Source organism: Pseudomonas sp. AC169, from assembly GCF_979258515.1.
The window spans coordinates 5,321,798-5,345,540 of sequence record NZ_OZ409866.1 but is presented as its reverse complement, the minus strand read 5'-3'; the positions used below and the strand labels follow the sequence as shown (position 1 = coordinate 5,345,540).

The window sequence follows — 23,743 nt, the reverse complement described above, 5'->3', positions numbered from 1 at the left end:
GTGATACTTTTTCTGATCTCGACTGGCAAATGGGGAGTAGCACCTTTCCGTCCTGTTCATAGGCTCATTCATCCATGCTTGCTGCACGCCTCCTGCGCCCGGATCGTCAGTTCAAACCCGTTGTTCGCAGTGCGTTGCTAAGCCTTGTCCTGATCGGTGCCGTATGCCCGTTTGCCTTGGCCGCCGTGCCGGTGCAACTGGACGCTGTCGCGGTTCGCGCCTACAACATTCCCGCCGGGCCGCTGGGTGCGACCCTGTCGAGTTTTGCCGTGGACGCTGGTATTGCCTTGTCGTTCCAGCCCTCGTTGACCGAAGGTTTGAGCAGTCCTGCGCTGATTGGCAAGTTCTCTACGCAAGAGGCGGTCAATCGCTTGCTGGAGGGCAGTGGTCTGGACATGGTCTTGCGCAGTGACGGCAGCTACACGCTGGTGCCGCGCCGGGTAACGCTGGATGAAACATCGATCATCGGCACCGAAAAGCGCGCCGACTCCCTGCCAGACGTCTATGCCGGTGGTCAGGTGGCCAACGGCGGACGTCTGGGCATTCTTGGCAATACCGATGTGATGGACGCTCCCTTCAGCGTCAGCACTTACACTTCAGCGCTGATCAAGGATCAACAAGCCGTGACCGTCGGCGATGTGCTGGAACGTGATTCTTCGGTGCGCTCCACCGGCCAGACGGGGGGGATCGTCGATTCATTCTTCATTCGTGGCTTTCCCGTCGGCGAAGGCAACCTCGGTGAACTGGCCTTCGACGGTGTGTACGGTGTCGCTCCCAACTATCGGGTATTCACCGAATACGCCGAGCGCATCGAACTGGTCAAAGGCCCCGGCGCCCTGCTCTACGGTATGTCACCCAACAACGCGGTGGGCGGCGTGATCAACGTGGTGCCCAAGCGCTCTCTCGATGAAGACCTGACCCGCTTCACCGCCAGTTACGCCATGGATTCTCAGGCCGGTGGCCATCTCGACGTCAGTCGGCGTTTCGGCGAAGAACGCCGCTTCGGTGTGCGCTTCAACGGCAGCACGCAATTGGGCGACACGGTGATCGACAATCAATCGCGGCATGTCAACATCGGCGCGATCTCCCTCGATTACCAGGGCGACCGCCTGCGCACAACCTTCGACTGGCTCAACCAGAAAGAAAGCTTCGACGCGGCTTCGCGGCCGTTCCTGATTGCCTCGGGCGTGGAGATTCCTTCCGCCGCCAACGGCCGAACCAACGTCAGTCAGGACTGGGGCTGGTCGACCACCCGAGACAAGTCTGCGCTGCTCAGCGGCGAATATGACCTCAGCGATGCATTGACGGTGTTCGCCCATGCCGGCGGCGGCAAATCCGATGTCGCGCGGATGTCCGACCAGACGCCGACCATTATCAATTCGGCCGGCGACACTTCTTCAATTCCCGGCTATTACAAATTTGAAGTCGAGCGTTACACCGTCGACGCCGGTGCGCGGCTGCGCTTCGATACCGGCCCGATCAGTCACCGCACCACCGTGCAAGTCAGTCGCTATCGCGATGTGTTGTCGCGCGGGATCATTTCCGGCGCGCCGATTCTGTCGAACATTTATCACCCGGTGGATCGCCCGCAACCTTACATCCCCAAGCCGGATACGCCGAAGGTCTCGGAGAGCGAACTGACTGGCGTGGCGCTTGCGGACACGCTGTCGATTCTCGATGACCGCGCGCAGGTAACCCTGGGCTTGCGTAAACAGAACATCAAATCCGACAACTACAACGCCGCCGGCGTGGTGACCACGTCCTACGACGACGGCCGAACGACACCGTTGTTCGGCGCTGTGATCAAGCCATGGGATCACGTTTCGTTCTACTACAACTACCTCGAAGGCTTGAGCAAGGGCGACATCGCGCCTTCCACTGCGTCGAACGCCGGCGAGATCTTCGCCCCGTACATTTCCCGCCAACACGAACTCGGGATCAAGGCCGACTACGGCACGTTTACCTCCACCATCAGCCTGTTTCAGATCACCAAACCCAGCGGCGAACTGGCCTCCGGGGTGTTCTCGGTGCGGGGCGAACAACGCAATCGCGGGCTGGAGCTGAACGTGTTCGGCGAAGTCACACCAGGCACTCGCCTGCTTGGAGGCGTGACCTTGCTCAATGCCGAACTGACGAAAACCGGCGTGGCCGCCAACCGAGGCAACAAACCGGTCGGCGTGCCCGAGGTTCAGGCCAACCTCTGGGTCGAATGGGACACCTCGTGGGTCGAGGGCCTGACGCTGACCGGTGGCGCGATCCACACCGGCAGCCAGTACGTGAACCAGGCCAACACACAACAACTCGATGACTGGACGCGCTACGACGTCGGCGCCCGCTACAGCACACGCATCGATGATCGACCGACTACGTTTCGCGCCACCGTGCAGAACGTGTTCGACCACGAGTACTGGTCGGGCGTCGCTTCCTACGGCGCGTTCTCCCAAGGCTCACCGCGCACCTTATTACTGTCGGCGACTGTCGATTTCTGAAACGTTCAGTCGGCCAGCGGTGTGAGCCGTTGGTCGAACTGACCTTTGCAAAGGCTTTGACCATGGTGATTTTCGATCGACGCAGCCTCGCCTTGGCTGCGCTGTTACTGGCAGGACTGCTGAGCCTGTCTGCGCTGGCGCCGCGCAATGCAAACGCCACCGAAGTGGATACCGCGCGCACCGAAGTGACGGATCTGCTCGGGCGCAAGGTCAAGGTGCATCTGCCGGTGAGACGGGTCATTCTCGGTGAAGGCCGGCAGTTGTATCTGGTCGCCGCGCTGGACACTCAAAACCCGATCGAACGCATCGTTGGCTGGCGCAAGGACCTGATCCAGTCCGACCCGGACACCTACAACGCCTACCGGCGCAAATTCCCCGGCATTGCCAAAATCCCCACCTTCGGCGGTTTTGAAGACGGCACCTTCGACATCGAGCAAGCGATCTCGCAGCGCCCGGATGTGATCGTGCTCAACATCGAGGCACAGCATGCCACCGAAGACGCGCGCTATATCGAGAAGCTCGACGCGTTGGGCATCCCCGTGGTGTACGTCGACTTTCGTAACAACCCGATGCAGAACACCGAACCGACCATGCGTCTGTTCGGCAAACTGTTGGGTAAAGAACAACGCGCGGAGGCATTCATTGATTTTCGCAACCAGCAGATTCACCGCGTCACCGACGTCATCGAGAAACAACATCCACAGCGCCCGAGCGTGTTCATCGAGCGCATTGGCGGCTACACCGACGATTGCTGCCTGAGCTTCGGCAATGAAAACTTCGGCCTGTTCGTCGACATGGCCGGCGGCAACAATATTGCCCGGCGGATCATCCCGACCACGTTCGGCCAGTTGAATCCCGAGCAGGTCATCGTCGCCAATCCGGCGCACGTGGTGGTCACGACGGCCAACTGGGAAGCCTTTGCGCCCGGTGGCCATTGGGTCGGTGTCGGTCCCGGTGCGAACATGACCGAGGCGCGAAAAAAACTCGCGTGGTACACCCGGCGTCCGGCCTACGCCGGAATCAAGGCTCAGGAAAACCAAGCCTTCCACGCCATCTGGCACCAGTTCTACAACAGCCCTTACCAGTTCGTGGCCATTCAGCAATTGGCCAAATGGTTCCACCCGGAGCTGTTTGCCGATCTCGATCCCGACGCCTCCTTCCGCGAACTGCACGAGCGATTTCTGCCTGTGCCGTATGAGTCGGGCTACTTTGTCAGCCTGCGCAACCCTGAGGTCAAACCATGAGTTCGTTGACCGACACCGTCGAAGTGCAGCGCGAAACCTATCGGCGGCTGGTGCTGCGTAAACGCCTGATCCTCGCCGGGCTGGTGGTTCTGTTGCTGTGCAGTGTGCTGCTCGATCTGGCACTGGGCCCGGCGAGTTACAGTTTCAGCGAAGTGCTCGGCGCACTGTTCTCGCCGGAGAGTGCTTCGCCACAAGTGCGCGTGGTGATGTGGGATATTCGTTTGCCGGTTGCGCTAATGGCCGTGGCCGTGGGCGCGGCGTTGTCGCTGGCCGGCGCGCAGATGCAGACCATCCTCAACAACCCGTTGGCCAGTCCGTTCACCTTGGGCATTTCCGCTGCCGCCAGTTTCGGCGCGGCGTTGGGCCTGGCGTTCGGTGTTGCGCTGTTCCCGCTGGCCGCGCAATTCATGGTGCCGCTCAACGCCTTTATCATGGCCATGCTCTCGGCGCTGTTGATTCACTTCCTGAGCATGCGCCGTGGCGTCACTGCCGAAACCATTGTGCTGCTCGGCATCGCGCTGGTGTTCACTTTCAATGCGCTGCTGGCGCTGGTGCAGTTCTTCGCCACCGAGCAAGCCGTCGCCGCCGTGGTGTTCTGGACCATGGGCAGCCTGACCAAAGCCACCTGGCCGAAACTCGGGGTGATCTGCCTGGTGATCCTCATCACCCTGCCGATTTTCGCCAGACGTGCCTGGGCCTTGACCGCCCTGCGCCTGGGCGACGACAAGGCTGCCAGTTTCGGCATCAACGTGCGCAGCTTGCGCTTTCAGACGCTGATCATGGTCAGCCTGCTCGCCTCCTTTCCCGTGGCCTTCGTCGGCACCATCGGTTTCATCGGTCTGGTCGGGCCGCACATCGCGCGCATGCTGATCGGTGAAGACCAGCGCTTCTTTTTGCCGGCCTCCTTGCTCACCGGCTCATTGATTCTTTCGGCCAGTTCGGTGGTGAGCAAAACCCTGATCCCCGGCGCCATTTTCCCCATCGGCGTGGTCACCTCGCTGATCGGCGTGCCGTTCTTCATTTCTCTGATTCTCGGCGGGAAGAAAAACTCATGGTGAAGCTGCAACTGGAGAATCTCGGCGCCCGCTACGGTCAGCGCGAAATCATTCGCGGCGTCTCGACGGCGACGTTTTTTGGCGGTCAGGTCGTTGCCGTGGTCGGGCCCAATGCGGCCGGTAAATCGACGTTATTCAAGCGCATGGCCGGGCTGATCGATGGGCCGGGGCAAGTCATTCTGCAGGAGTCGAAAAAAGGCCCGACAGGCATCAGTTACATGCCGCAAGGCCTGAACGCCAGCGCGAGATTGACGGTGTATGAGTCGGTGCTGCTGGCGCGCAAGCAACTGACGCCGGGCTGGGTGGTCCACGATGATGAACTGAAACTGGTCGACGAGATTCTCGCTGCGCTGGGCATCACGGCGTTATCGTTTCGTAACCTCGGCGAACTCAGCGGCGGTCAGCAGCAGTTGGTCTCCATCGCCCAAACGCTGGTGCGCGAGCCGGAAATCCTGCTGATGGACGAACCGACCAGCGCCCTCGATATGCATCGACAAGTGCAAGTGCTGAACTTCATGCGCAGCCTGGCGCGCAAGCGTGAAGTGATTGTGTTCATTGCCATCCATGACCTGAATCAGGCGTTACGTTTCGCCGATCAAGTGCTGGTGATTGCCGATGGCACGGCGCAGGGCAGCGGCCCGAGCAGTGAAGTGATCACCGAACAGATGCTGCGCAACGTCTACAAGGTCGAAGCACGGATCGAGCAGTGCAGCAAGGGGCTGTCGCATATCCTGATCGACGATATCGTCTGATCTGCGGCGATCACGGGTCGACTTGCGCCATCAGCTCCGGCACCGATTCCGGCCGTTTCGCGTAGCGCTGAGCGAGCACCGCACAGACCATCAACTGAATCTGATGGAACAGCATCAACGGCAGAATCAGCACACCAATCGTGCTGCCGGCAAACAACACCTGCGCCATCGGCACACCGGTGGCCAGACTCTTTTTCGAGCCGCAGAACAGAATGGTGATGCGGTCTTCCTGGCTGAAGCCAAAGGCCTTGCCCAACAACGTCGACGCCAACAACACCAGCGCCAGCAGAATGCAGCAGACCACCACCAGCCCCAGCAACTCGATGAGCGGAATCTGGTGCCAGATACCTTCGTTGACCGCCTCGCTGAATGCGCCGTAAACCACCAACAGAATCGAACCTTGATCGACGAACTTCAGCCAGTTCTTGTTACGTCCCACCCACGCACCGATCCAGCGCCGGGCGATCTGCCCGGCAATGAACGGCAGCAACAATTGCACGCTGATTTTCAGGATCGCCTCCAGCGTCGAACCGCCATCACCGTGGACATTGAGCAGCAGCGTCACCAACAACGGCGTGAGGAAAATCCCGAACAGGCTCGACGCCGCCGCGCTGCAAATCGCCGCAGGGATATTGCCCCGCGCCAGCGACGTGAAAGCAATTGCCGACTGCACCGTGGCCGGCAGTGCACACAGGTAAAGCATGCCCATGTACAGCTTGTCGCCGATCAGCGGTGACAGCAGCGGTTTCAACGCCAGACCCAATAACGGGAAAAGCACAAACGTCAAACCGAACACCAGCAAATGCAGGCGCCAGTGACCGGCACCGGCAATGATCGATTCGCGGGAGAGCTTGGCGCCATGCAGGAAAAACAGCAGCGCGATGGCGATGTTGGTCAGCCAGCCGAAGCCAACGGCAACCTGGCCGCTGGCCGGCAGGAAACTGGCCAGCAGCACGACGCCGATCAGCGTCAGGGTGAAGTTATCGGGCAAAAAACGAGGGCGAGTCATGGGCGGATCATCCGGGGGTTGCCAGTGCGTGCCGACGACTCTAACGTGACTGCCAATTACCGACTAACGCCGAAGGGCCACAAGATGCCGCCTAAAGGACATGACAAAAGCGTGCGCCGCAGCATTCCCGGGCTGCCCAGCCTGCCGCGTCCACTCTACGGGCGCACCGAATCGCTGCCCAACCGCGCACTGACCCGGCGCCACAGTCACCCATGGGTGCAGTTGTCCTACGCAATTCAGGGTGTACTTGAAATCCAGACCAGTGCCGGCCGCTTCGTCGCCCCGCCGGAGCGCGCCGTGTGGATCCCGGCGGGCGTGCCGCATCGCGTGTTCAGCTCGCCGCACACGGAAATGCGCAGCCTGTACATCGATTGCAGCGTCGCCGGATGGGCGCTCGAGCGCTGTCATGTGCTCGGCGTCAGCGATCTGCTCAGGGAACTGATCCGCGCATTCAGTCAGCTTCCGGTGGAATACGACCAGAGCGGTCCGCATGGACGTCTCGCCCAAGTGATCCTCGATCAACTGGCCGAGGCGCCGCAGATCGACCTGATGTTGCCGTTACCGCAAGACGCCCGCTTGAAGCAGATCTACCAAAGCCTTGAGCAACACCCGGAGCAGCAGACCACGCTGAGCCACTGGAGCGAGAAATTCGGCGTCACCGAAAAGACCCTCACCCGCCTGTTTCTTCGCGACACCGGCCTGACCTTCCGCGCCTGGCGCCAGCGTTTGCGCTTGCTTGGCGCACTGACGCCACTGGAAAAAGGTGAGCGCGTCACCGATGTTGCGCTGGCCTGTGGTTATGACTCGACGTCGGCGTTTATCGCAGCGTTTCGCCAACAGTTCGGCGAAACACCGGGGGAGTTTTTTCGCTGATCAGCGATCCGCCAGTTCTTCCAGCAAATCCGCTGACGGCACGAAATACAGGCTGCCAGTCACGGCCGTACTGAAGTCCAGCAACTTGTCGTAATTACCCGGTGGCTTGCCGACGAACATGTTTTCCAGCATCTGCTCCATCGGCTCGGGCGAGCGTGCGTAACCGATAAAGAACGTGCCGAACTCCCCGGCTCCCGGCCGGCCGAACGGCATGTTGTCCCGCAGGATCTTCACTTCCTCGCCGGCTGCATTGGTGATAGTGGTCAGCGCACTGTGCGAGTTGCTCGGTTTGGCCGCGTCATCCAGTTCGATGTCTGAGAGTTTCGTGCGCCCGATAACGCGCTCCTGCGCCTCGACGCTCAGGCCGTTCCAGGCAGTCATGTTGTGCAGGTATTTCTGCACCAGCACGTAACTGCCACCGCTGAACTCGGGGTCTTCGTCACCGACGATGGTGAAGTTGACGGCTTTTCGCCCGACCGGGTTTTCCGTGCCGTCGACAAAACCGATGATGCTGCGCATATCGAAATAGCGGAAACCCTGCACTTCATCGACCACGGTCACCGCATCGCCGAGAGCCGCCATGATTTGTGTGGCCAGTTCAAAACACAGATCCATTTGATCGGCGCGAATGTGCAGCAGGAGATCGCCCGGCGTTGCCGGAGCGTGCCGCCCTTCCCCGCCAAACTCGCGAAAACCGTGCAGCGACGCCGGGCGCGGATTGCCAAACAAGCGATCCCAGGCATTCGAGGAAAAACCGCAGATGCACGTCAGATTGCCGGTCGGTACACGCTTGCCAACGGAACGCACCAGCCCGGCGACGTCACCGCACCAGTCTTTGACGGTTTGCGCGGCATCGGCCCCGGCATTCAGCGTCGCGACAATGAAAATCGCGCTGCTGGTGATCGGACTGCACACCGCTTGAGGTTCGAGAATGTCGGTATTCATCGCTGGAAATGTTGCTCCGTAAAAAGTGCCCGAGCCGTCAACGAGGGCGGATAGTTCGTTTTTAACGAACTGTTGCGCAGAAATAAACGATTTTTCTTTGCCGCAAACCCGTCGTTAGCATGGCCTCGTCTGACCCCAATCCAAGAATAGACAGGGAGCGTGACATGCCAGCCACCAACATCAATATCGGCGAACCGTGGATGTGGGCCGCCTTCATCGTCTTCGTGCTTGCCATGCTGGCATTGGACCTGTTTGTCTTCGGGGGGCGCAAGGCGCACCGGGTGTCAGTGCGCGAAGCCTTGTCCTGGGTCATCGCCTGGTGCTTGCTGGCGCTGAGTTTCGCCGCCCTGCTCTGGTGGTATCTGCACGGCGCGTTCGGCGCCGACATCGCCCGGCAGAAAACCCTCGAATTTCTCACCGGTTATCTGATCGAGCAGTCACTGTCGATCGACAACATGTTCGTCTTCGTGATGATCTTCAGCTACTTCGCCGTGCCCCCTGAATTGCAGCGACGGGTGCTGTTGTACGGCGTGCTCGGCGCTATCGTGATGCGCGCGGTGATGATTTTTGCCGGGGTGTGGCTGGTGTCGCAGTTCGAATGGCTGCTGTACGCGTTCGGCGTTTTCCTGATCATCACCGGGATCAAGATGCTGGTGTTTGCCGAGCATCAGCCCGATCTGGACAAGAACCCTTTATTGCGTTGGGTGCGTGGGCATATGCGCATCACCAGCGGCTTTCACGGCGAACGCTTTTTCGTCCTGCAGAACGGCGTGCGCTGGGCCACGCCGATGTTTCTGGTGCTGGTGCTGATCGAGGCCAGTGACTTGATGTTCGCGGTCGACAGCATCCCGGCCATTTTCGCCGTGACCACCGACCCGTTCATTGTGTTCACTTCGAATATCTTCGCGATCATGGGATTACGCGCGCTGTATTTCCTGCTGGCGGACATGGCCGACCGTTTTCACTTGCTCAAGTATGGGCTGGCGATTGTGCTGGTGTTCATCGGCGGCAAGATGGTGTTGATGCCGTGGCTGCACATGCCGGTGGAATGGTCACTGGCGGTGGTGGGTGGGGTGATTCTTGGCTCCGTCCTACTGAGTCTGGTGATGAGCAGAGAACGCGAACGCCGCAGTGAATGACACACCACAAAAACCTGTGGGAGCGAGCTTGCTCGCGAAAGCGGTGTGTCATTCAACGATGATGCTGGATGATCCGACGCCTTCGCGAGCAAGCTCGCTCCCACAGGGATTTCATTTGGCCGATAGTTATTTGTCAGACTTGATGTTGGTCCACACCCGCGTACGCACACGTTCAAGTTTCTGCGGCAACGGCTGCACGACGTAGAGCTTTTTCAGCGCTTCCGGGGTCGGTGTCAGGTTCGGGTTGTCAGTGATTTCCTTATTGATCAGCGCCAACGAATCCTTGTTCGCATTCGGGTAGCCGAGGAAGTCGCTGATCGGTGCGATGACTTTCGGGTCGAGCAGGTTGTTGAGGAATTCATGCGCCTCCTCGACGTTCTTCGCGCTCTTCGGAATCGCGAAGGTGTCGAACCAGATTGGCGCGCCTTCCTTCGGCAGACGCCAGTCGACCACTACGCCGTTTTTCGCCTCTTTGGCGCGGTTGCCGAACTGATAGAAACTGCCGGAGTAACCGATGGCCACGCAGATGTCGCCGTTGGCGATGTCGGTCATGTACTTGGCTGAGTTGAAGTAGGTCACGTAGGGGCGAACCTTGAGCATCAGCTCTTTGGCTTTTTCATAGTCGGCGGGGTTCTGGCTGTTCGGGTCGAGGCCCAGATAATGCAGGGCCAGCGGCAGGATCTCCGTCGGCGAATCAAGCATCGCCACGCCGCAGGATTTGAGCTTTTCCATGTTCTCCGGTTTGAACACCAGATCCCAACTGTCGACCGGCGCGTTGTCGCCCAGTGCCGCTTTGACTTTGGCCGGGTTGAAGCCGATCAGCACGGTGCCGACCATGTAAGGCACGCCGTACTGGTTACCCGGATCGTTCTTGCCCAGCAGCTTCAACAGCTCTGGATCCTGGTGGCTCCAGTTCGGCAGTTTCGATTTATCCAGCTTCTGAAACACGCCAGCCTTGATCTGCGTTTCAAGGAACTGATTCGACGGCACGACCAGGTCGTAACCGGAGTTGCCGGTCAGCAGTTTGGCTTCCAGGGATTCGTTGGTGTCGAAGGTGTCCCAGGTCACTTTGATGCCGCTTTTTGCGGCGAAATCCTTGGGTACGGACGGCAGGATGTAATCCGCCCAGTTGTATACGCGCAGTTCGCGTTGCTCAGCCTGGACGGCGCCGGCCAACAGCGTCAGCCCACACACAGTGGCACCCAGAATGCGTTTCATCGTGACCATGGTTGTTCCCCAAAAGGCAGCGTGAGTTCGATGGTTTTTATGTTCTGTACACGGCAGCGGCTGTAAAGGCAGCCAAGGGTAAAAAAGGTCCAGCGTCTCGTTGTGGTTTTGATTCTTGCTGACAGCGTAGACGGATCACAGTGGGGGATGGGCCAAAAGGGGATCGATGTGGCCAATTTGAATGACCGCCGGGATGCGGAAACGACAATGCCCGGCAAATAGCCGGGCATTTTGATGAAGCGGATCAGCTCAGTCGGTGTAACCCAACCTGGCCGCCCTGCTCCGCTCAGCCTGGCCGCGTGTCGCCAGGCAGTAATACAACGGCACCGTGACCACCAGGCCCACTAGCCAAGATAAATCAGCGCCCTCGACCAGATTGGCGTAAGGCCCGACGTACAGCGAGGTGTTGGCAAATGGCAACTGCACGAGGATGCCGATGAAGTAAGCAATGATCGCGTGCAGATTGAAGCGCCCGTAAACCCCGCCATCGGCGCGGAAAATCGAGGCGATGTCGTAGCAACCGCGCTTGATCAGATAGAAGTCGATCAGGTTGATCGACGCCCACGGCACCAGCACCAGCAGCAGCGCCAGAATCAAACCGATGAACTCGGAAATGAAATCCGCCGACGCGCCGAGTGCAACCACGCAGCAACCGGCCAGCACCACGCTCGACAACAGCACACGCACCTTGATGCTCGGCGTCCATTGACTGGCAAAAGTCTGGATCGAGGTGATGATCGAAAGTACCGCGCCATACAGATTCAGCGCGTTGTGACTGATGATATTCAGTAGAAACAGCACCATCAGAATCGGCCCCAGCCAACCGGTAGATTGCTTGACCGCGACCATCGCTTCAGTGCCTTCAGGCGTGGCCAGCACGGCAACCGCGCCGAAGCTGAACGACAGAATCGTCCCCAGTGTCGCGCCCAGATAAGTCGCCCAGAACGGCTTGGCAATGCCGATATCCGCCGGCAGATAACGCGAGTAGTCGGAGACGTACGGCGAAAAGCTGATCTGCCAGATAATCCCCAGCGACACCGTCGCCAGCCAGCCGGACAGGTTGAAACTGCCGCGAGTCAGAAAGTCCGCCGGCAAGTCATGGGCAAAGATATAGATGAACCCGGCCATTAACGCGCTGCCCATCACCCAGGTGCCAATGCGGTTCAGCGTATGGATGAAGTTGTAGCCGATCACGCCAATCGCCGTAGCGGCCAGTGCACCGATCAGGATACTCAACGGCGCCGGTACCGACGGCGCAATGCCGACGATGGATTTACCGGCCAGGACGATGTTGGAGATAAAGAAACCGATGTAGATCAGCGCCGCGAAGAACACGATCAACAGCGCGCCATAACGCCCGAACTGGCCGCGACTCTGGACCATTTGCGGAATCCCCATGCGCGGGCCTTGTGCCGAAGCCAGCGCAATCACCACGCCGCCGATCATGTGCCCCAGCGCAATCGCCAGCAGCCCCCAGAGCAGATCGAGATGGAACACCTGAACCACCATGGCGCCGGTGACGATGGGCAGTGGCGCAATGTTGGTGCTGAACCAAAGAGTGAATAGGTCGCGGGCCTTCCCGTGGCGTTCCGCGAGTGGGACGTAATCGACCGTATGGTTCTCGATCAACGGATCTTGCCGGGACATCTGGGACATATGCATGAACTCGAGTTGGTCTGTTCTTATCGTTGTTTGAAGCCAAACCGGGGGGACTCTTTGGCCACCCCTCAGATGCAGACCATATTATGGTATTCCAAACAATTCACAAGACTGATCCGTAGTTTACGGCGCCAGCTGATACGCCATCCTCGCTGAAACCGTGGCCTGCGGACCAGCCGAAAGCCCCGTAAATGCTGAGTTTCCGACGAACGCAGCACGTTTATCGGTTCAGCTTAAAAGCCCTTGCAAAGATTGAATACTGGTATACCATCAGACCAACAAACACATAAAAACAGCGTCAAAACACCCGAGGACCGTCCAATGATCGATGCCGCCATCTACAAACAAGTCATGGGCTCGTTCCCGTCCGGCGTAACCGTTATCACCACGCTGGACGATGACGGTCAGATCGTCGGCCTGACTGCCAGTGCATTCAGCTCGCTGTCGATGGACCCGGCGCTGGTGCTGTTCTGCCCCAACTACAGCTCTGACTCCTACCCGGTGCTGATCAAAAACAAACGCTTTGCGATCCACGTTCTGTCCGGCGGCCAGCAAAGCGAAGCCTACGCCTTCGCCCGCAAAGGAAAGGACAAGGCGCAAGGCATCGAATGGACCTTGAGCGAATTGGGTAACCCGATCCTCGCCAACGCGACGGCTATCATCGAATGTGAGCTGTGGCGTGAATACGAAGGTGGCGACCACGCCATCATGGTCGGCGCGGTGAAGAACCTGATCGTCCCCGAACAAATCGCCGGGCCGCTGGTGTACTGCCACGGCAAGATGGGCGCCCTGCCCGTCCTGGCCTGATAGAAGAACAACGCATAACAACTGTGGGAGCGAGCTTGCTCGCGAAGGCGTCTTGTCAGTCGCCATAGATGCTGGCTGTTACACAGCCTTCGCGAGCAAGCTCGCTCCCACACGTAGCCTCAACAACAAAAGATCCGAGGAAGCGTCATGAAATTTTCCCTGTTCATCCACATGGAACGCTGGGACGAAAGCGTCAGCCACCGCCAACTGTTCGAAGACCTCACCGAACTGACCCTGATGGCCGAGGCCGGCGGTTTCAGCACCGTGTGGATCGGCGAACACCACGCGATGGAATACACCATCTCGCCAAGCCCGATGCCATTGCTCGCCTACCTCGCCGCCAAAACCACCACCATTCACCTCGGCGCCGGCACCATCATCGCGCCGTTCTGGCACCCGCTGCGGGTCGCCGGTGAATGCGCGTTGCTCGACGTCATCAGCAACGGCCGCATGGAAGTCGGCCTGGCCCGTGGGGCTTATCAGGTGGAATTCGATCGCATGGCCGGCGGCATGCCTGCCTCCAGCGGCGGCCAGGCACTGCGCGAAATGGTTCCGGTGGTCCGCGCCCTGTGGCAAGGCGACTACGCCCACGACGGCGACATCTGGAAATTCCCTACCTCCACCAGCGTGCCGAAGCCAATCCAGAAGCCGAACCCGCCGATGTGGATCGCCGCCCGCGACCCGGACTCGCACAACTTCGCTGTGGCCAACGGCTGCAACGTGATGGTTACGCCATTGATGAAGGGCGACGAAGAAGTTCTCGACCTGAAGAACAAGTTCCAGGCCGCGCTGGATAACAACCCGGATGTTCCGCGCCCACAACTGATGGTGCTGCGCCACACCCACGTGCACACCGCTGATAACCCGGACGGCTGGAAAGTCGGCGCGAAAGCGATCTCACGGTTCTACCGCACCTTCGATGCGTGGTTCGGCAACAAGCAAACCCCGGTCAATGGCTTCCTCGCGCCAAGCCCGGAAGAGAAATTTGCCGGGCGTCCGGAGTTCGAGCTGGAGAGCCTTCACAAGACAGCGATGATCGGCACGCCGGAAGAGATCATTCCGCGGATCAAGTATTACCAAGAGCTGGGGGTGGATGAGTTCAGTTTCTGGTGTGACAACAGCTTGCCGCATGAAGAGAAGAAGAAATCGCTGGAGCTGTTTATCAAGCATGTGGTGCCGGCGTTTCGCTGAGTAACCTGGCATCGGAAAGACTTGAAACACGTCATCTGTGGCGAGGGGGCAAGCTCCCTCGCCACACTGAATCAGTGTGCTACGCCAAGTCGCGTCGCCACATCTGCGGGGCCAAGCGATCGGCCATCGGCAGACTGCAATTCCAGCTTGCGAATCGGCTGGCGGTCCCTTGCATCAACCATCACCGAGCCTGGCTCACCCGGCGTGTACATGAACTCTCCCCCCCACTGCGACAGCGCAACGATCACGGTCTGCAAAGCTTTGCCGCGATCCGTCAGCACGTATTCCTTATAGGCCCCGCCGTCGGCGGCCGGCAGCGCTTGCAGGATGCCCTGCTCCACCAGCCCCTTTAAGCGCGCGCTGAGCATGTTTTTCGCGATATCCAGACTCTTCTGGAAATCATTGAAACGCCGAACTCCGTCCAGCGCATCGCGGATGATCAGTAGTGACCACCAGTCGCCGATCAGGTCCAGCGTGCGGGCAACCGGGCAGGCGTTTCCCTGCAAACTTTTGCGTTTCACGTAAACGTACTCCCTCGTATCAGTGGCCGGCCGGGCGGCTTTGAGTTGCATCATACAACTCTGGCGCCGATCCACTACCGGCCGAGGTAAAACCAGCACCTGCATACAAGTAGCCAGATCGCTTTGCGCTGATAGTGAATGTCGCCAATTCGGCACCGAACCCTGAAGCAGGAGTTTCCATGAGCACCTTCACCACACAAGACGGCACCGGGATTTACTACAAGGATTGGGGCAGCGGTAAGCCTGTGCTGTTCAGCCACGGCTGGCCGCTGGATGCCGACATGTGGGAATACCAGATGGAATACCTGAGCAGCCGCGGCTATCGCACCATCGCCTTCGACCGCCGTGGTTTTGGCCGTTCTGATCAACCGTGGACCGGTTATGACTACGACACGTTTGCCGATGACATCGCGCAATTGATCAACCATCTGGACCTGCGCGACGTGACGCTGGTGGGCTTCTCCATGGGTGGCGGCGACGTCAGCCGCTACATCGCCCGACATGGCAGCGAGCGCGTTGCCGGCCTGGTGTTGTTGGGCGCGGTGACGCCGCTGTTCGGCAAGAAAGCCGATTTTCCGCAAGGCGTCGACACCTCGGTGTTCGATGGGATCAAAGCCGGCCTGCTGCAAGATCGTGCGCAGTTCATTGCGGATTTCGCCGCGCCGTTCTACGGCACCAACCAAGGCCAGAAAGTCTCTGACGGCGTGCTGACGCAAACATTGAACGTCGCATTGCTGGCTTCGCTGAAAGGCACTGTGGATTGCGTGACAGCCTTCTCGGAAACCGACTTCCGCCCCGACATGACCAAGATCGACGTGCCGACGCTGGTGATCCATGGCGACGGCGACCAGATCGTGCCGTTCGAAACCACTGGCAAGCAGGCGGCGGCGCAAATCAAAGGGGCTGAACTCAAGGTCTATACCGGGGCGCCCCATGGTTTTGCAGTGACGCATGCACAAACTTTGAATGAAGATTTGCTCGCGTTTCTGAATCGCTGAAACCGGCGCAGTGGTGAGGAGGGTTTCTGCTCACCACTGCACGAGCGCCAGGCTGATTTTTTTATCCCGTTCCATTTGCCCGACTCTCTACAGGCCCCGTATTTAAAGGGTTACGACGCCCTGCATCAGAATTTTATCTTCACAACCCAGCTTAATAATATTTTACCGATATCCCCCCTCTCCCTAGTCTGACCTCAAGCAAAACGGACAAGCCAACAGCGGCCCGAATCCCACTGCCTTGCTAGGAAGGATGTAGAGATGAACCCTGAAATAATAAAAACAGACACGTTGATCGTGGGTGCCGGCCAGGCAGGCGTCGCCATGAGCGAGCACCTGAGCAAACTCGGTGTGCCGCATCTGGTGCTGGAGCGCAATCGCATTGCCGAACGCTGGCGCACCGGGCGCTGGGACTCGCTGGTTGCCAACGGCCCGGCGTGGCACGACCGCTTCCCGGGTCTGGAATTCGATGACGTCGATCCCGACGGTTTCGCCCCGAAAGAACGCGTGGCGGATTACTTCGAAGCCTATGCGAAGAAATTCAATGCGCCGATCCGCACCGGTGTGGAAGTGAAAAGCGTGGTGCGCAATGTCGGCCGCCCGGGTTTCACGGTCGAGACCTCCGAAGGCGTGATCGAAGCCAGCCGCGTCGTCGCCGCGACCGGGCCGTTTCAGAAACCGGTGATTCCGGCGATTGCCCCGCAAGACGAACGCCTGTTGCAGATCCACTCCGCTGATTACCGCAACCCGCAGCAACTGCCGGAAGGCGCAGTGCTGGTGGTCGGCGCCGGTTCTTCCGGCGTGCAGATCGCCGATGAACTGCAACGTTCCGGCAAGCAGGTTTACCTGTCGGTCGGCGCCCATGACCGCCCGCCTCGCGCTTATCGCAACCGTGATTTCTGCTGGTGGCTGGGCGTGCTTGGCGAGTGGGATCAAGCGGCGATGAAACCCGGTCGTGAGCACGTGACCATTGCCGTCAGCGGTGCCCACGGCGGGCGCACCATTGATTTCCGGGGTCTGGCCCATCGCGGCATGACCCTGGTCGGCGTAACTGAGTCGTTCAAAAACGGTGTGGTGACCTTCAAGCAGGACCTGGTCGGCAACCTCAATCGCGGCGACGAAAACTATCTGGCGCTGCTCGATGCCGCCGACGCCTACATCGAGCGCAACGGGCTGGATCTGCCGGAAGAACCGGAGGCGCGCGAAACCTATCCGGACCCTGAGTGCGTGAAACATCCGCTGGCCGATCTGGACCTGGCCAAGGCTGGCGTCACCTCGATCATCTGGGCCACCGGGTTTGCCGTGGATTACTCGTGGCTGCAGGTCGCGGCGTTCGATGACAAGGGCAAGCCTGTGCATCAGCGCGGTGTATCGAGTGAGCCGGGGGTGTATTTCCTCGGTCTGCCGTGGCAGTCGCGCCGAGGCTCGTCATTTATCTGGGGCGTGTGGCACGACGCCAAGCACGTCGCCGATCACATCGCCACCCAGCGCAAATACCTGGACTATCGCGATGCCGAGCAGCGTGAAGCCGAGCTGCACTCGGGTATCCACAGCAAAGCCGCCGACACCGTCGACGCTTGATTTCCTTTTCGCTCCGGCGCCGATTGCGCCGGGGCAACCCTCTTTCAGGAGCTGCACATGAGCCAGCCAACCCACACGCGCATCCGCATGTTCAACACCAAAGACACTTACCCGAACCAGACGCTGGACAACGATTTGTGCCAGGCCGTGCGCGCCGGCAACACCGTCTACGTGCGTGGCCAAGTCGGCACTGATTTCGACGGCAATCTGGTCGGTCTGGGTGATCCGCGCGCGCAGGCCGAACAGGCCATGCGCAACGTCAAGCAACTGCTGGAAGAAGCCGGCAGTGACATGAGCCACATCGTCAAGACCACGACTTATCTGATCGATCCGCGTTATCGCGAGGCGGTGTATGGCGAAGTCGGCAAGTGGCTCAAAGGCGTGTTCCCGATCTCCACCGGGTTGGTGGTGTCGGCCCTGGGACAGCCGCAGTGGCTGATGGAGATTGATGTGATTGCGGTGATTCCTGAGTAAGTCAGGAAACCGAGTCGCGTCCTTCGCGAGCAGGCTCGCTCCCACATTTGGAATGTATTTCATTGTGGGAGCGAGCTTGCTCGCGAAGAGGCCAGCCCAGACACACAAGGAGTTCAGTAGATGACCTTTTCAATCACAGCCCGCTGCGCCGAAACCGGCCAGTTCGGTGTCGCCATCAGTTCTTCCAGCATCGCCGTCGGCGCGCGCTGCCCGTGGCTGCTGCCCGGCGTTGGCGCGGTGTCGAGCCAGAACATCACCCTGCCGTCCCTCGGCCCGGAAGTCCTTGCGCTGATGGAGCAAGGTCTGGCGCCCGATGACGCGCTGGACAAAGTCCTGACCCGTAACGGCTACAGCCAGTACCGGCAGATCACCGCAATCAACCACCTCGGCCAGACCGCGCATTTCAGCGGTGCGCAAACCCTCGGCGTGCACAATGCCGTGACTGGCGAACAGTGCGTCGCCGCCGGCAACATGCTGGCCGGGCGTTCGGTGATCGAAGCGATGGTCAGCGCGTTTGAGGATGGCGAAGGTCAACTCGCTGATCGCCTGCTCAAAGCCCTGCACGCCGCTCAAGCCCTCGGTGGCGAAGCCGGCCCGGTGCATTCCGCTGCTGTCGTGGTGGTCGGTGAGCAGACCTGGCCGATCGTCAACCTGCGCGTCGATTGGGCTGATGAAGACCCGATCGGCCAGTTGCAAAAACTCTGGAACGCTTATGAGCCGCAGCTTCAGGACTACATCGACCGCGCCCTCGATCCGGCCAAAGCGCCGGGCTATGGCGTGGCCGGTGATGACCGATGAACAGCGTCGAGTTGCTCAAGGCGCTGGTGGCGTTCGATACCACCAGCCGCGAATCCAACCTGCAACTGATCGAATTCGTCCGCGATTACCTCGCGCGGTTCGACGTGCCCTGCGCACTGATTTACAACGATGAGCGCAGTAAGGCCAACCTGTTTGCCACGATCGGCCCGGTGGATCAGCCGGGCATCGTGCTGTCCGGGCACACCGATGTGGTGCCGGTCGATGGCCAACCGTGGACAATGCCACCGTTTGAACTGACCGAGCGCGACGGCAAACTGTTTGGGCGTGGCACGGCGGACATGAAGGGCTATATCGCCTGCGTGCTCGCCCTGGTACCGGCGCTGGCGCAGGGGGCTTTACGCATCCCGGTGCACATCGCTTTGTCCTATGACGAAGAAGTCGGCTGCCTCGGTGTGCGTTCGTTACTCAAGGTGCTGGAACAGCGTCCGGTCAAACCACTGCTGTGCATCATCGGCGAACCGACCGAACTGCAACCGGTGCTCGGCCACAAAGGCAAACTGGCGATGCGTTGCGATGTGCACGGCCATCCGTGCCATTCGGCGTACGCGCCGCTCGGGGTCAACGCGATTGAATACGCCGCCGAACTGATCGCTGAGTTGGGTCGTCTCGGCCAGCAGCTCAAGGCGCCGGAGCATCACGATGCGCGCTTCGATCCGCCCTACAGCACGGTGCAGACCGGTGTGATCAGCGGCGGCAAGGCTTTGAATATCGTGCCTGCCGATTGCCGTTTCGATTTCGAAATTCGCGCCCTGCCCTCACAGAATCCGGCGCTGGTTGCCGAGGCGCTGAAAGCCTATGCCGAGCGCGAAGTACTGCCGCGCATGCGCGCGGTCAGTGCGCAGAGTGATATCCGCTTCAGCGCCTTGTCGGCGTATCCGGGGCTGGCCACTGATGCGCACAGTCAGGCCGCCGAGTTGATCTCCACGTTCTGTGGTTCGAAGGATTTCGGCACGGTGGCGTTCGGTACCGAAGGTGGATTGTTTGATGCTGTCGGCATTCCGACCGTGGTCTGCGGGCCCGGCAGCATGGATCAGGGCCACAAACCCGACGAGTTCGTCGCCCTCGAACAGTTGCAGGCGTGCGACGCCATGCTGCAACGGATGTTGTCTTTCATCAGCCTCTGACCAGCGGCTCGACGGCAATCACGGGTGCAGTCGGGCCAGCTCTTCGCGGCAATGATCGACAAACAACTGTGCCGGTTTGGTCAGTTGCACCCGGCGCAGCCAGGCTGCCGACAATCCCGAACCGGTGACATCTTCCGCCAGCGGCACACAGACGACTTGCTGCCCGTCGTAGGTGTAATCGCTGAACGGTTTGGTCACCAGAATCGAGAAGCCGAAACCGTTGGCGACCATGCCGCGCACCATCTCGATCGACGGTGAACTGAAGACGATGTTCGGCGTCAGGCCGCGCTCTTCGAAGATGCTCACGAAATAGGTGCGGCTCGGCACCACGTCGAGCAGGATCATCGGTTCCAGCACCAGATCATGCAGCGACACTTTCGCCTGTTGCGCGAAACGATGACTGGCCGGCAGCAAGGCGTATGGCTGTTGCGGCGGCATCAGCGGCGTGGTTTCGATGGTGCTGTCCAGGTCGTGTTCGAACATCATCGCCACGTCGATGCTGCCGACGGTCAGTGCCTGCACCAGCTCCTGTTGTTCGCCATCACGAATCCGTATTTCCACCCCCGGCCAGCGCGCCTTGAAGCCGGCGATCAGGCGCGGCAGGTACAGCGGCGCGACGGTTTCGAAACAGCCGACATCGATCTGCCCCGCGACCACGTCATTGTCGGCCAGCGCGTTCTGTTCAAACTCATGAGCCACCCGCAGCAGCTCCAATGCCTTGCGATAGAACCGCGAGCCACTGGGTGTCAGCGATACGCCTTGGGCGTGATGGCGGATGAACAACTGCACACCGAAACTTTCTTCCAGGTGCTTGATCGCCGTGGAAACCGACGGCTGCGCAATGTAGAGCTTGCGCGAGGCTTCGGCGACGCTGCCGCAGTCGGCGGTGGTGACGAAGTATTTGAGCTGACGCAGGTTGTAGGCAGCCATGTGAACCTCCCGAAGAGCGCTGATTTTCGCCCTGTTTCCCTGGCGCACGATCAAGCTTGAACATACCGGACGGACCGGCGCGCGTGAGCATATTTTTTTTAAGGTCTGAAGCAACAAACTTACTAATTTATCTATCCCGACGCTTTGCACATGATCACTTCAACAAGAAATGCGCCGCCCGTGCCGGCGCTTGCCGAAGTACGTCCACGTACTCATCCTTGCCTTGGAGTTCGTCATGGCTACCCCTGCAGCATCCTCCGCTCCGCTGATTGAAAAACACACGATAGGATACGTGCCCCCCGAAGATCGCCACGGAAAGGTCAGGGATCTGTTCACGCTCTGGTTCGGCGGCAACATCGCGCCGTTGCCCATCGTCACCGGTGCGCTGGGCGTGCAGTTGTTTCACTTGAATCTGCTCTGGGGCATCGTCGCGATTCTCGTCGGCCATCTGGTCGGCGGCGTGTTGATGGCGCTGCACTCGGCGCAAGGCCCGCAGATGGGCATCCCGCAGATGATCCAGAGCCGCGCGCAATTCGGCTCCCTCGGTGCGCTGCTGGTGGTGTTGATTGCCGGCGTCATGTACATCGGTTTCTTCGCCTCCAACATCGTGCTGGCCGGCAAGTCATTGCATGGCGTGGTCGACAGCGTTCCGGTACCGGTGGGTATCGTCATTGGCGCAGTCGGTTCGGGGATCATCGGCATCATCGGCTACCGTTTTATCCACGTGCTCAACCGCATCGGCACCTGGGTGCTGGGGATAGGCATCGTCGTCGGTTTCGGCTACATCCTTACGCATATTCAGACCGATGATTTCCTCACTCGTGGCAGCTTCAACCTGTCCGGCTGGCTGGCCACCGTGTCGCTGGCGGCGTTGTGGCAGATCGCGTTTGCACCGTACGTGTCCGACTATTCGCGGTACTTGCCGGCGGACGTGAAAGTCTCGTCGACGTTCTGGACCACCTATCTGGGGTCGGCGCTGGGCTCGAGTCTGGCGTTCATATTCGGTGCCGTTGCTGTGCTCGCCACACCGGTTGGCATGGACACCATGGACGCGGTCAAACTCGCCACCGGCTCGATTGGCCCGCTGATGCTGGTGCTGTTCCTGCTCAGCGTGATCAGCCACAACGCCCTCAACCTGTACGGCGCGGTGCTGTCGCTGATTACCCTGGTGCAGACCTTCGCCTACCGCTGGATCCCCACCGCCAAGAGCCGCGCGGTGATCTCGATCATCGTGTTGCTGGCCTGCTGCTTCGCCGCCGTCGGCGCCTCGAAAGACTTTATCGGCCACTTCGTCGACATGGTGCTGGTGTTGCTGGTAGTGCTGGTGCCGTGGACGGCGATCAACCTGATCGACTTCTACGCGATCCACAAAGGCCAGTACGACATCCAGTCGATCTTCCAGGTCGATGGTGGTATCTACGGGCGCTACAACCCGCAGGCGTTGCTGGCTTACGCGATCGGCATTGCCGTGCAAATTCCGTTCATGAACACGCCGCTGTACGTCGGCCCGGTGTCGGCGCATATCAACGGCGCGGATCTGTCGTGGCTGGTGGGACTGCTGGTGACCTCGCCGTTGTATTTCTGGCTGGCCAATCGCGACACGTCTTACCGTCGACGGATGATGGGCGGGAAACTGGCGAGCAGTCTGTGAGATTGATTCGCTAAGCAAAGAAGGCCCGCTCTGTGCGGGCCTTCTGCGTTGTGGTGTGGTATTTCTTTACCCTTGTCGACGATTGGGTAAGGGACATCCAATGCTGCGAATACTCGGTAAAGCCTCATCGATCAACGTGCGCAAAGTGCTATGGACTTGCGCTGAATTGCACATTCCTTTCGAGCGCGAAGACTGGGGATCGGGCTTCAAATCGACGAATGATGCGGCGTTTCTCGCGCTCAATCCCTGCGCCATGGTGCCGGTGATTCAGGAGGGTGATTTCACCTTGTGGGAATCGAACACGATCATTCGTTATCTGGCCGCACGTTATGACGGTTCGCACCTCTATCCGACTGACGCGCAAACCCGGGCGCGGGTCGATCAGTGGATCGACTGGCAAGCGTCGGAGCTGAATCGCTCGTGGTCGTACGCCTTCATGTCACTGGTGCGCCAGTCGCCCGACTATCAGGACAATGCCGCGCTGGCGAACGGCATTGAGCAATGGTCGAAGACCATGGCAATCCTCGACCTACAATTGCAAAAGACCGGCGCCTACGTCAGCGGCGAGCAGTTTTCCCTGGCGGACATTCCCATCGGGCTGTCGGTGAACCGCTGGTTCGAAACACCATTGGCTCACCCGGATTTTGCCGCAGTGAAAGCCTATTACGAACGCTTGAGCCAGCGCCCCGGCTACGTGCTGCACGGTCGCAACGGTACGCCGTGATCGCGGTTATTTGCCTTTGAACGCCTCACGCCGCGCCAGCCGTTCAGCGGCGTAGGCTGCTTGTGGCTGGCTGATCAGATCTTCCCGACGCAACGGTTCGCCACAGTGATCGCATAGCGGTCCTAGGCCGGCGCTGTGGTTGCAGCTTTTGTGGGTCATGTTCACCGCCAGTCCCTCCTCCGGTGCTTTGCACCAGGTCTCACCCCACGCCCGCAACGCAATGATCACCGGGTAGAACGCCTCGCCTTTCGCGGTGAGGTGGTACTCGTAGCGTTTCGGCCGCTCGTTGTACAAGCGGCGCTCGACCAGCCCATCCGCTTCCAGACATTTCAGACGCGCGGCGACCATTTGCGGCGTACCGCCGGTCTGCGCCTGGATCTCGTCATAACGATGATTGGCCATGAACAACTCGCGCAAAACCAGCACTGTCCAACGGTCGCCAACAATCGTCTCGGCCCGGGAGATCGGGCACAGCGTGTCAGGAAGACTATCGTTTACTGCCATCAGGGCTTGCCTCTTTTACAGTTACTATGA

22 protein-coding genes are annotated in these 23,743 nt (G+C 59.8%); 15 read left to right on the top strand and 7 right to left on the bottom strand.

Features of this window, described 5'->3' with window-relative positions:
- The first annotated feature begins 74 nt into the window (after positions 1-74).
- From ACZZ0G_RS23965 to ACZZ0G_RS23950, 4 genes are all read left to right on the top strand, one after another.
- The gene (locus ACZZ0G_RS23965) at positions 75-2,489 is read left to right on the top strand and encodes a TonB-dependent siderophore receptor (protein ID WP_463557777.1); all 2,415 of its coding nucleotides are present in this window, start codon (positions 75-77) and stop codon (positions 2,487-2,489) included.
- A gap of 62 nt (positions 2,490-2,551) precedes the next feature.
- Entirely contained in the window at positions 2,552-3,733 is a 1,182-nt protein-coding gene (locus ACZZ0G_RS23960; RefSeq protein WP_463557776.1) for an ABC transporter substrate-binding protein, read from the top strand.
- Positions 3,730-4,791 carry a FecCD family ABC transporter permease gene (locus ACZZ0G_RS23955; RefSeq protein ID WP_463557775.1) on the top strand — a complete coding sequence of 354 codons (1,062 nt, stop codon included), beginning with the start codon at positions 3,730-3,732 and terminating at the stop codon, positions 4,789-4,791. The genes ACZZ0G_RS23960 and ACZZ0G_RS23955 overlap by 4 nt, the downstream gene beginning before the upstream one ends.
- Positions 4,785-5,540 (top strand): ABC transporter ATP-binding protein, encoded by a 756-nt coding sequence (locus tag ACZZ0G_RS23950; protein WP_463557774.1) that lies wholly within the window; start codon positions 4,785-4,787, stop codon positions 5,538-5,540. The genes ACZZ0G_RS23955 and ACZZ0G_RS23950 overlap by 7 nt, the downstream gene beginning before the upstream one ends.
- Before the next feature lie 10 nt (positions 5,541-5,550).
- Here ACZZ0G_RS23950 and ACZZ0G_RS23945 read toward each other — a convergent pair whose 3' ends face one another.
- Positions 5,551-6,549, bottom strand: coding sequence for a bile acid:sodium symporter family protein (locus ACZZ0G_RS23945; protein ID WP_463557773.1), 999 nt, complete (start codon positions 6,547-6,549; stop codon positions 5,551-5,553).
- 84 nt (positions 6,550-6,633) lie between these two features.
- On the opposite strand from ACZZ0G_RS23945, the gene ACZZ0G_RS23940 reads away from it, so the two are divergent.
- Complete coding sequence (locus ACZZ0G_RS23940; RefSeq protein ID WP_463557772.1) at positions 6,634-7,422, top strand: AraC family transcriptional regulator; 789 nt, start codon at positions 6,634-6,636, stop codon at positions 7,420-7,422.
- On the opposite strand, the gene ACZZ0G_RS23935 is transcribed toward ACZZ0G_RS23940, so the two are convergent.
- A complete protein-coding gene (locus ACZZ0G_RS23935; protein ID WP_463557771.1) occupies positions 7,423-8,367 on the bottom strand; it encodes a Dyp-type peroxidase in 945 nt (314 codons plus the stop codon).
- A gap of 164 nt (positions 8,368-8,531) precedes the next feature.
- On the opposite strand from ACZZ0G_RS23935, the gene ACZZ0G_RS23930 reads away from it, so the two are divergent.
- Positions 8,532-9,506, top strand: coding sequence for a TerC family protein (locus ACZZ0G_RS23930; RefSeq protein WP_463557770.1), 975 nt, complete (start codon positions 8,532-8,534; stop codon positions 9,504-9,506).
- A 126-nt stretch (positions 9,507-9,632) separates the two neighbouring features.
- Here ACZZ0G_RS23930 and ACZZ0G_RS23925 read toward each other — a convergent pair whose 3' ends face one another.
- Positions 9,633-10,733 carry a polyamine ABC transporter substrate-binding protein gene (locus ACZZ0G_RS23925; protein ID WP_463557769.1) on the bottom strand — a complete coding sequence of 367 codons (1,101 nt, stop codon included), beginning with the start codon at positions 10,731-10,733 and terminating at the stop codon, positions 9,633-9,635.
- Positions 10,734-10,982: 249 nt separating this feature from the next.
- Entirely contained in the window at positions 10,983-12,389 is a 1,407-nt protein-coding gene (locus ACZZ0G_RS23920) for a purine-cytosine permease family protein (RefSeq protein ID WP_463557768.1), read from the bottom strand.
- 324 nt (positions 12,390-12,713) lie between these two features.
- Here ACZZ0G_RS23920 and ACZZ0G_RS23915 point away from each other — a divergent pair, with 324 nt between their 5' ends.
- The gene (locus ACZZ0G_RS23915; protein WP_016987069.1) at positions 12,714-13,199 is read left to right on the top strand and encodes a flavin reductase family protein; all 486 of its coding nucleotides are present in this window, start codon (positions 12,714-12,716) and stop codon (positions 13,197-13,199) included.
- Positions 13,200-13,346: 147 nt separating this feature from the next.
- Positions 13,347-14,390, top strand: a complete 1,044-nt coding sequence (locus ACZZ0G_RS23910) for an LLM class flavin-dependent oxidoreductase (protein ID WP_137218147.1) — start codon at positions 13,347-13,349, stop codon at positions 14,388-14,390.
- Positions 14,391-14,461: 71 nt separating this feature from the next.
- On the opposite strand, the gene ACZZ0G_RS23905 is transcribed toward ACZZ0G_RS23910, so the two are convergent.
- Positions 14,462-14,911 (bottom strand): winged helix-turn-helix transcriptional regulator, encoded by a 450-nt coding sequence (locus tag ACZZ0G_RS23905; RefSeq protein WP_463557767.1) that lies wholly within the window; start codon positions 14,909-14,911, stop codon positions 14,462-14,464.
- Positions 14,912-15,090: 179 nt separating this feature from the next.
- Here ACZZ0G_RS23905 and ACZZ0G_RS23900 point away from each other — a divergent pair, with 179 nt between their 5' ends.
- From ACZZ0G_RS23900 to argE, 5 genes are all read left to right on the top strand, one after another.
- Positions 15,091-15,909 (top strand): alpha/beta fold hydrolase, encoded by an 819-nt coding sequence (locus tag ACZZ0G_RS23900; protein WP_463557766.1) that lies wholly within the window; start codon positions 15,091-15,093, stop codon positions 15,907-15,909.
- A gap of 258 nt (positions 15,910-16,167) precedes the next feature.
- Entirely contained in the window at positions 16,168-17,487 is a 1,320-nt protein-coding gene (locus tag ACZZ0G_RS23895; RefSeq protein ID WP_463557765.1) for a flavin-containing monooxygenase, read from the top strand.
- A 57-nt stretch (positions 17,488-17,544) separates the two neighbouring features.
- Positions 17,545-17,961 carry a RidA family protein gene (locus ACZZ0G_RS23890; RefSeq protein WP_007910844.1) on the top strand — a complete coding sequence of 139 codons (417 nt, stop codon included), beginning with the start codon at positions 17,545-17,547 and terminating at the stop codon, positions 17,959-17,961.
- Between the two features lie 120 nt (positions 17,962-18,081).
- Entirely contained in the window at positions 18,082-18,759 is a 678-nt protein-coding gene (locus ACZZ0G_RS23885; RefSeq protein ID WP_095120361.1) for a DUF1028 domain-containing protein, read from the top strand.
- The gene (gene argE / locus ACZZ0G_RS23880) at positions 18,756-19,904 is read left to right on the top strand and encodes an acetylornithine deacetylase (RefSeq protein WP_463557764.1); all 1,149 of its coding nucleotides are present in this window, start codon (positions 18,756-18,758) and stop codon (positions 19,902-19,904) included. The genes ACZZ0G_RS23885 and argE overlap by 4 nt, the downstream gene beginning before the upstream one ends.
- Before the next feature lie 18 nt (positions 19,905-19,922).
- Here argE and ACZZ0G_RS23875 read toward each other — a convergent pair whose 3' ends face one another.
- Positions 19,923-20,834: a LysR family transcriptional regulator gene (locus tag ACZZ0G_RS23875; RefSeq protein ID WP_463557763.1), complete on the bottom strand. Its 912-nt coding sequence runs from the start codon at positions 20,832-20,834 to the stop codon at positions 19,923-19,925.
- 235 nt (positions 20,835-21,069) lie between these two features.
- Between ACZZ0G_RS23875 and ACZZ0G_RS23870 the strand changes: the two genes are divergently transcribed.
- Both ACZZ0G_RS23870 and ACZZ0G_RS23865 read left to right on the top strand, forming a co-directional pair.
- Positions 21,070-22,485, top strand: coding sequence for a purine-cytosine permease family protein (locus tag ACZZ0G_RS23870; protein ID WP_463557762.1), 1,416 nt, complete (start codon positions 21,070-21,072; stop codon positions 22,483-22,485).
- 100 nt (positions 22,486-22,585) lie between these two features.
- Positions 22,586-23,209 (top strand): glutathione S-transferase family protein, encoded by a 624-nt coding sequence (locus tag ACZZ0G_RS23865; RefSeq protein ID WP_463557761.1) that lies wholly within the window; start codon positions 22,586-22,588, stop codon positions 23,207-23,209.
- A 6-nt stretch (positions 23,210-23,215) separates the two neighbouring features.
- Here the strand turns inward: ACZZ0G_RS23865 and ACZZ0G_RS23860 are convergent, their stop codons facing one another.
- Entirely contained in the window at positions 23,216-23,713 is a 498-nt protein-coding gene (locus ACZZ0G_RS23860; RefSeq protein ID WP_463557760.1) for a winged helix-turn-helix transcriptional regulator, read from the bottom strand.
- Positions 23,714-23,743: the final 30 nt, after the last annotated feature.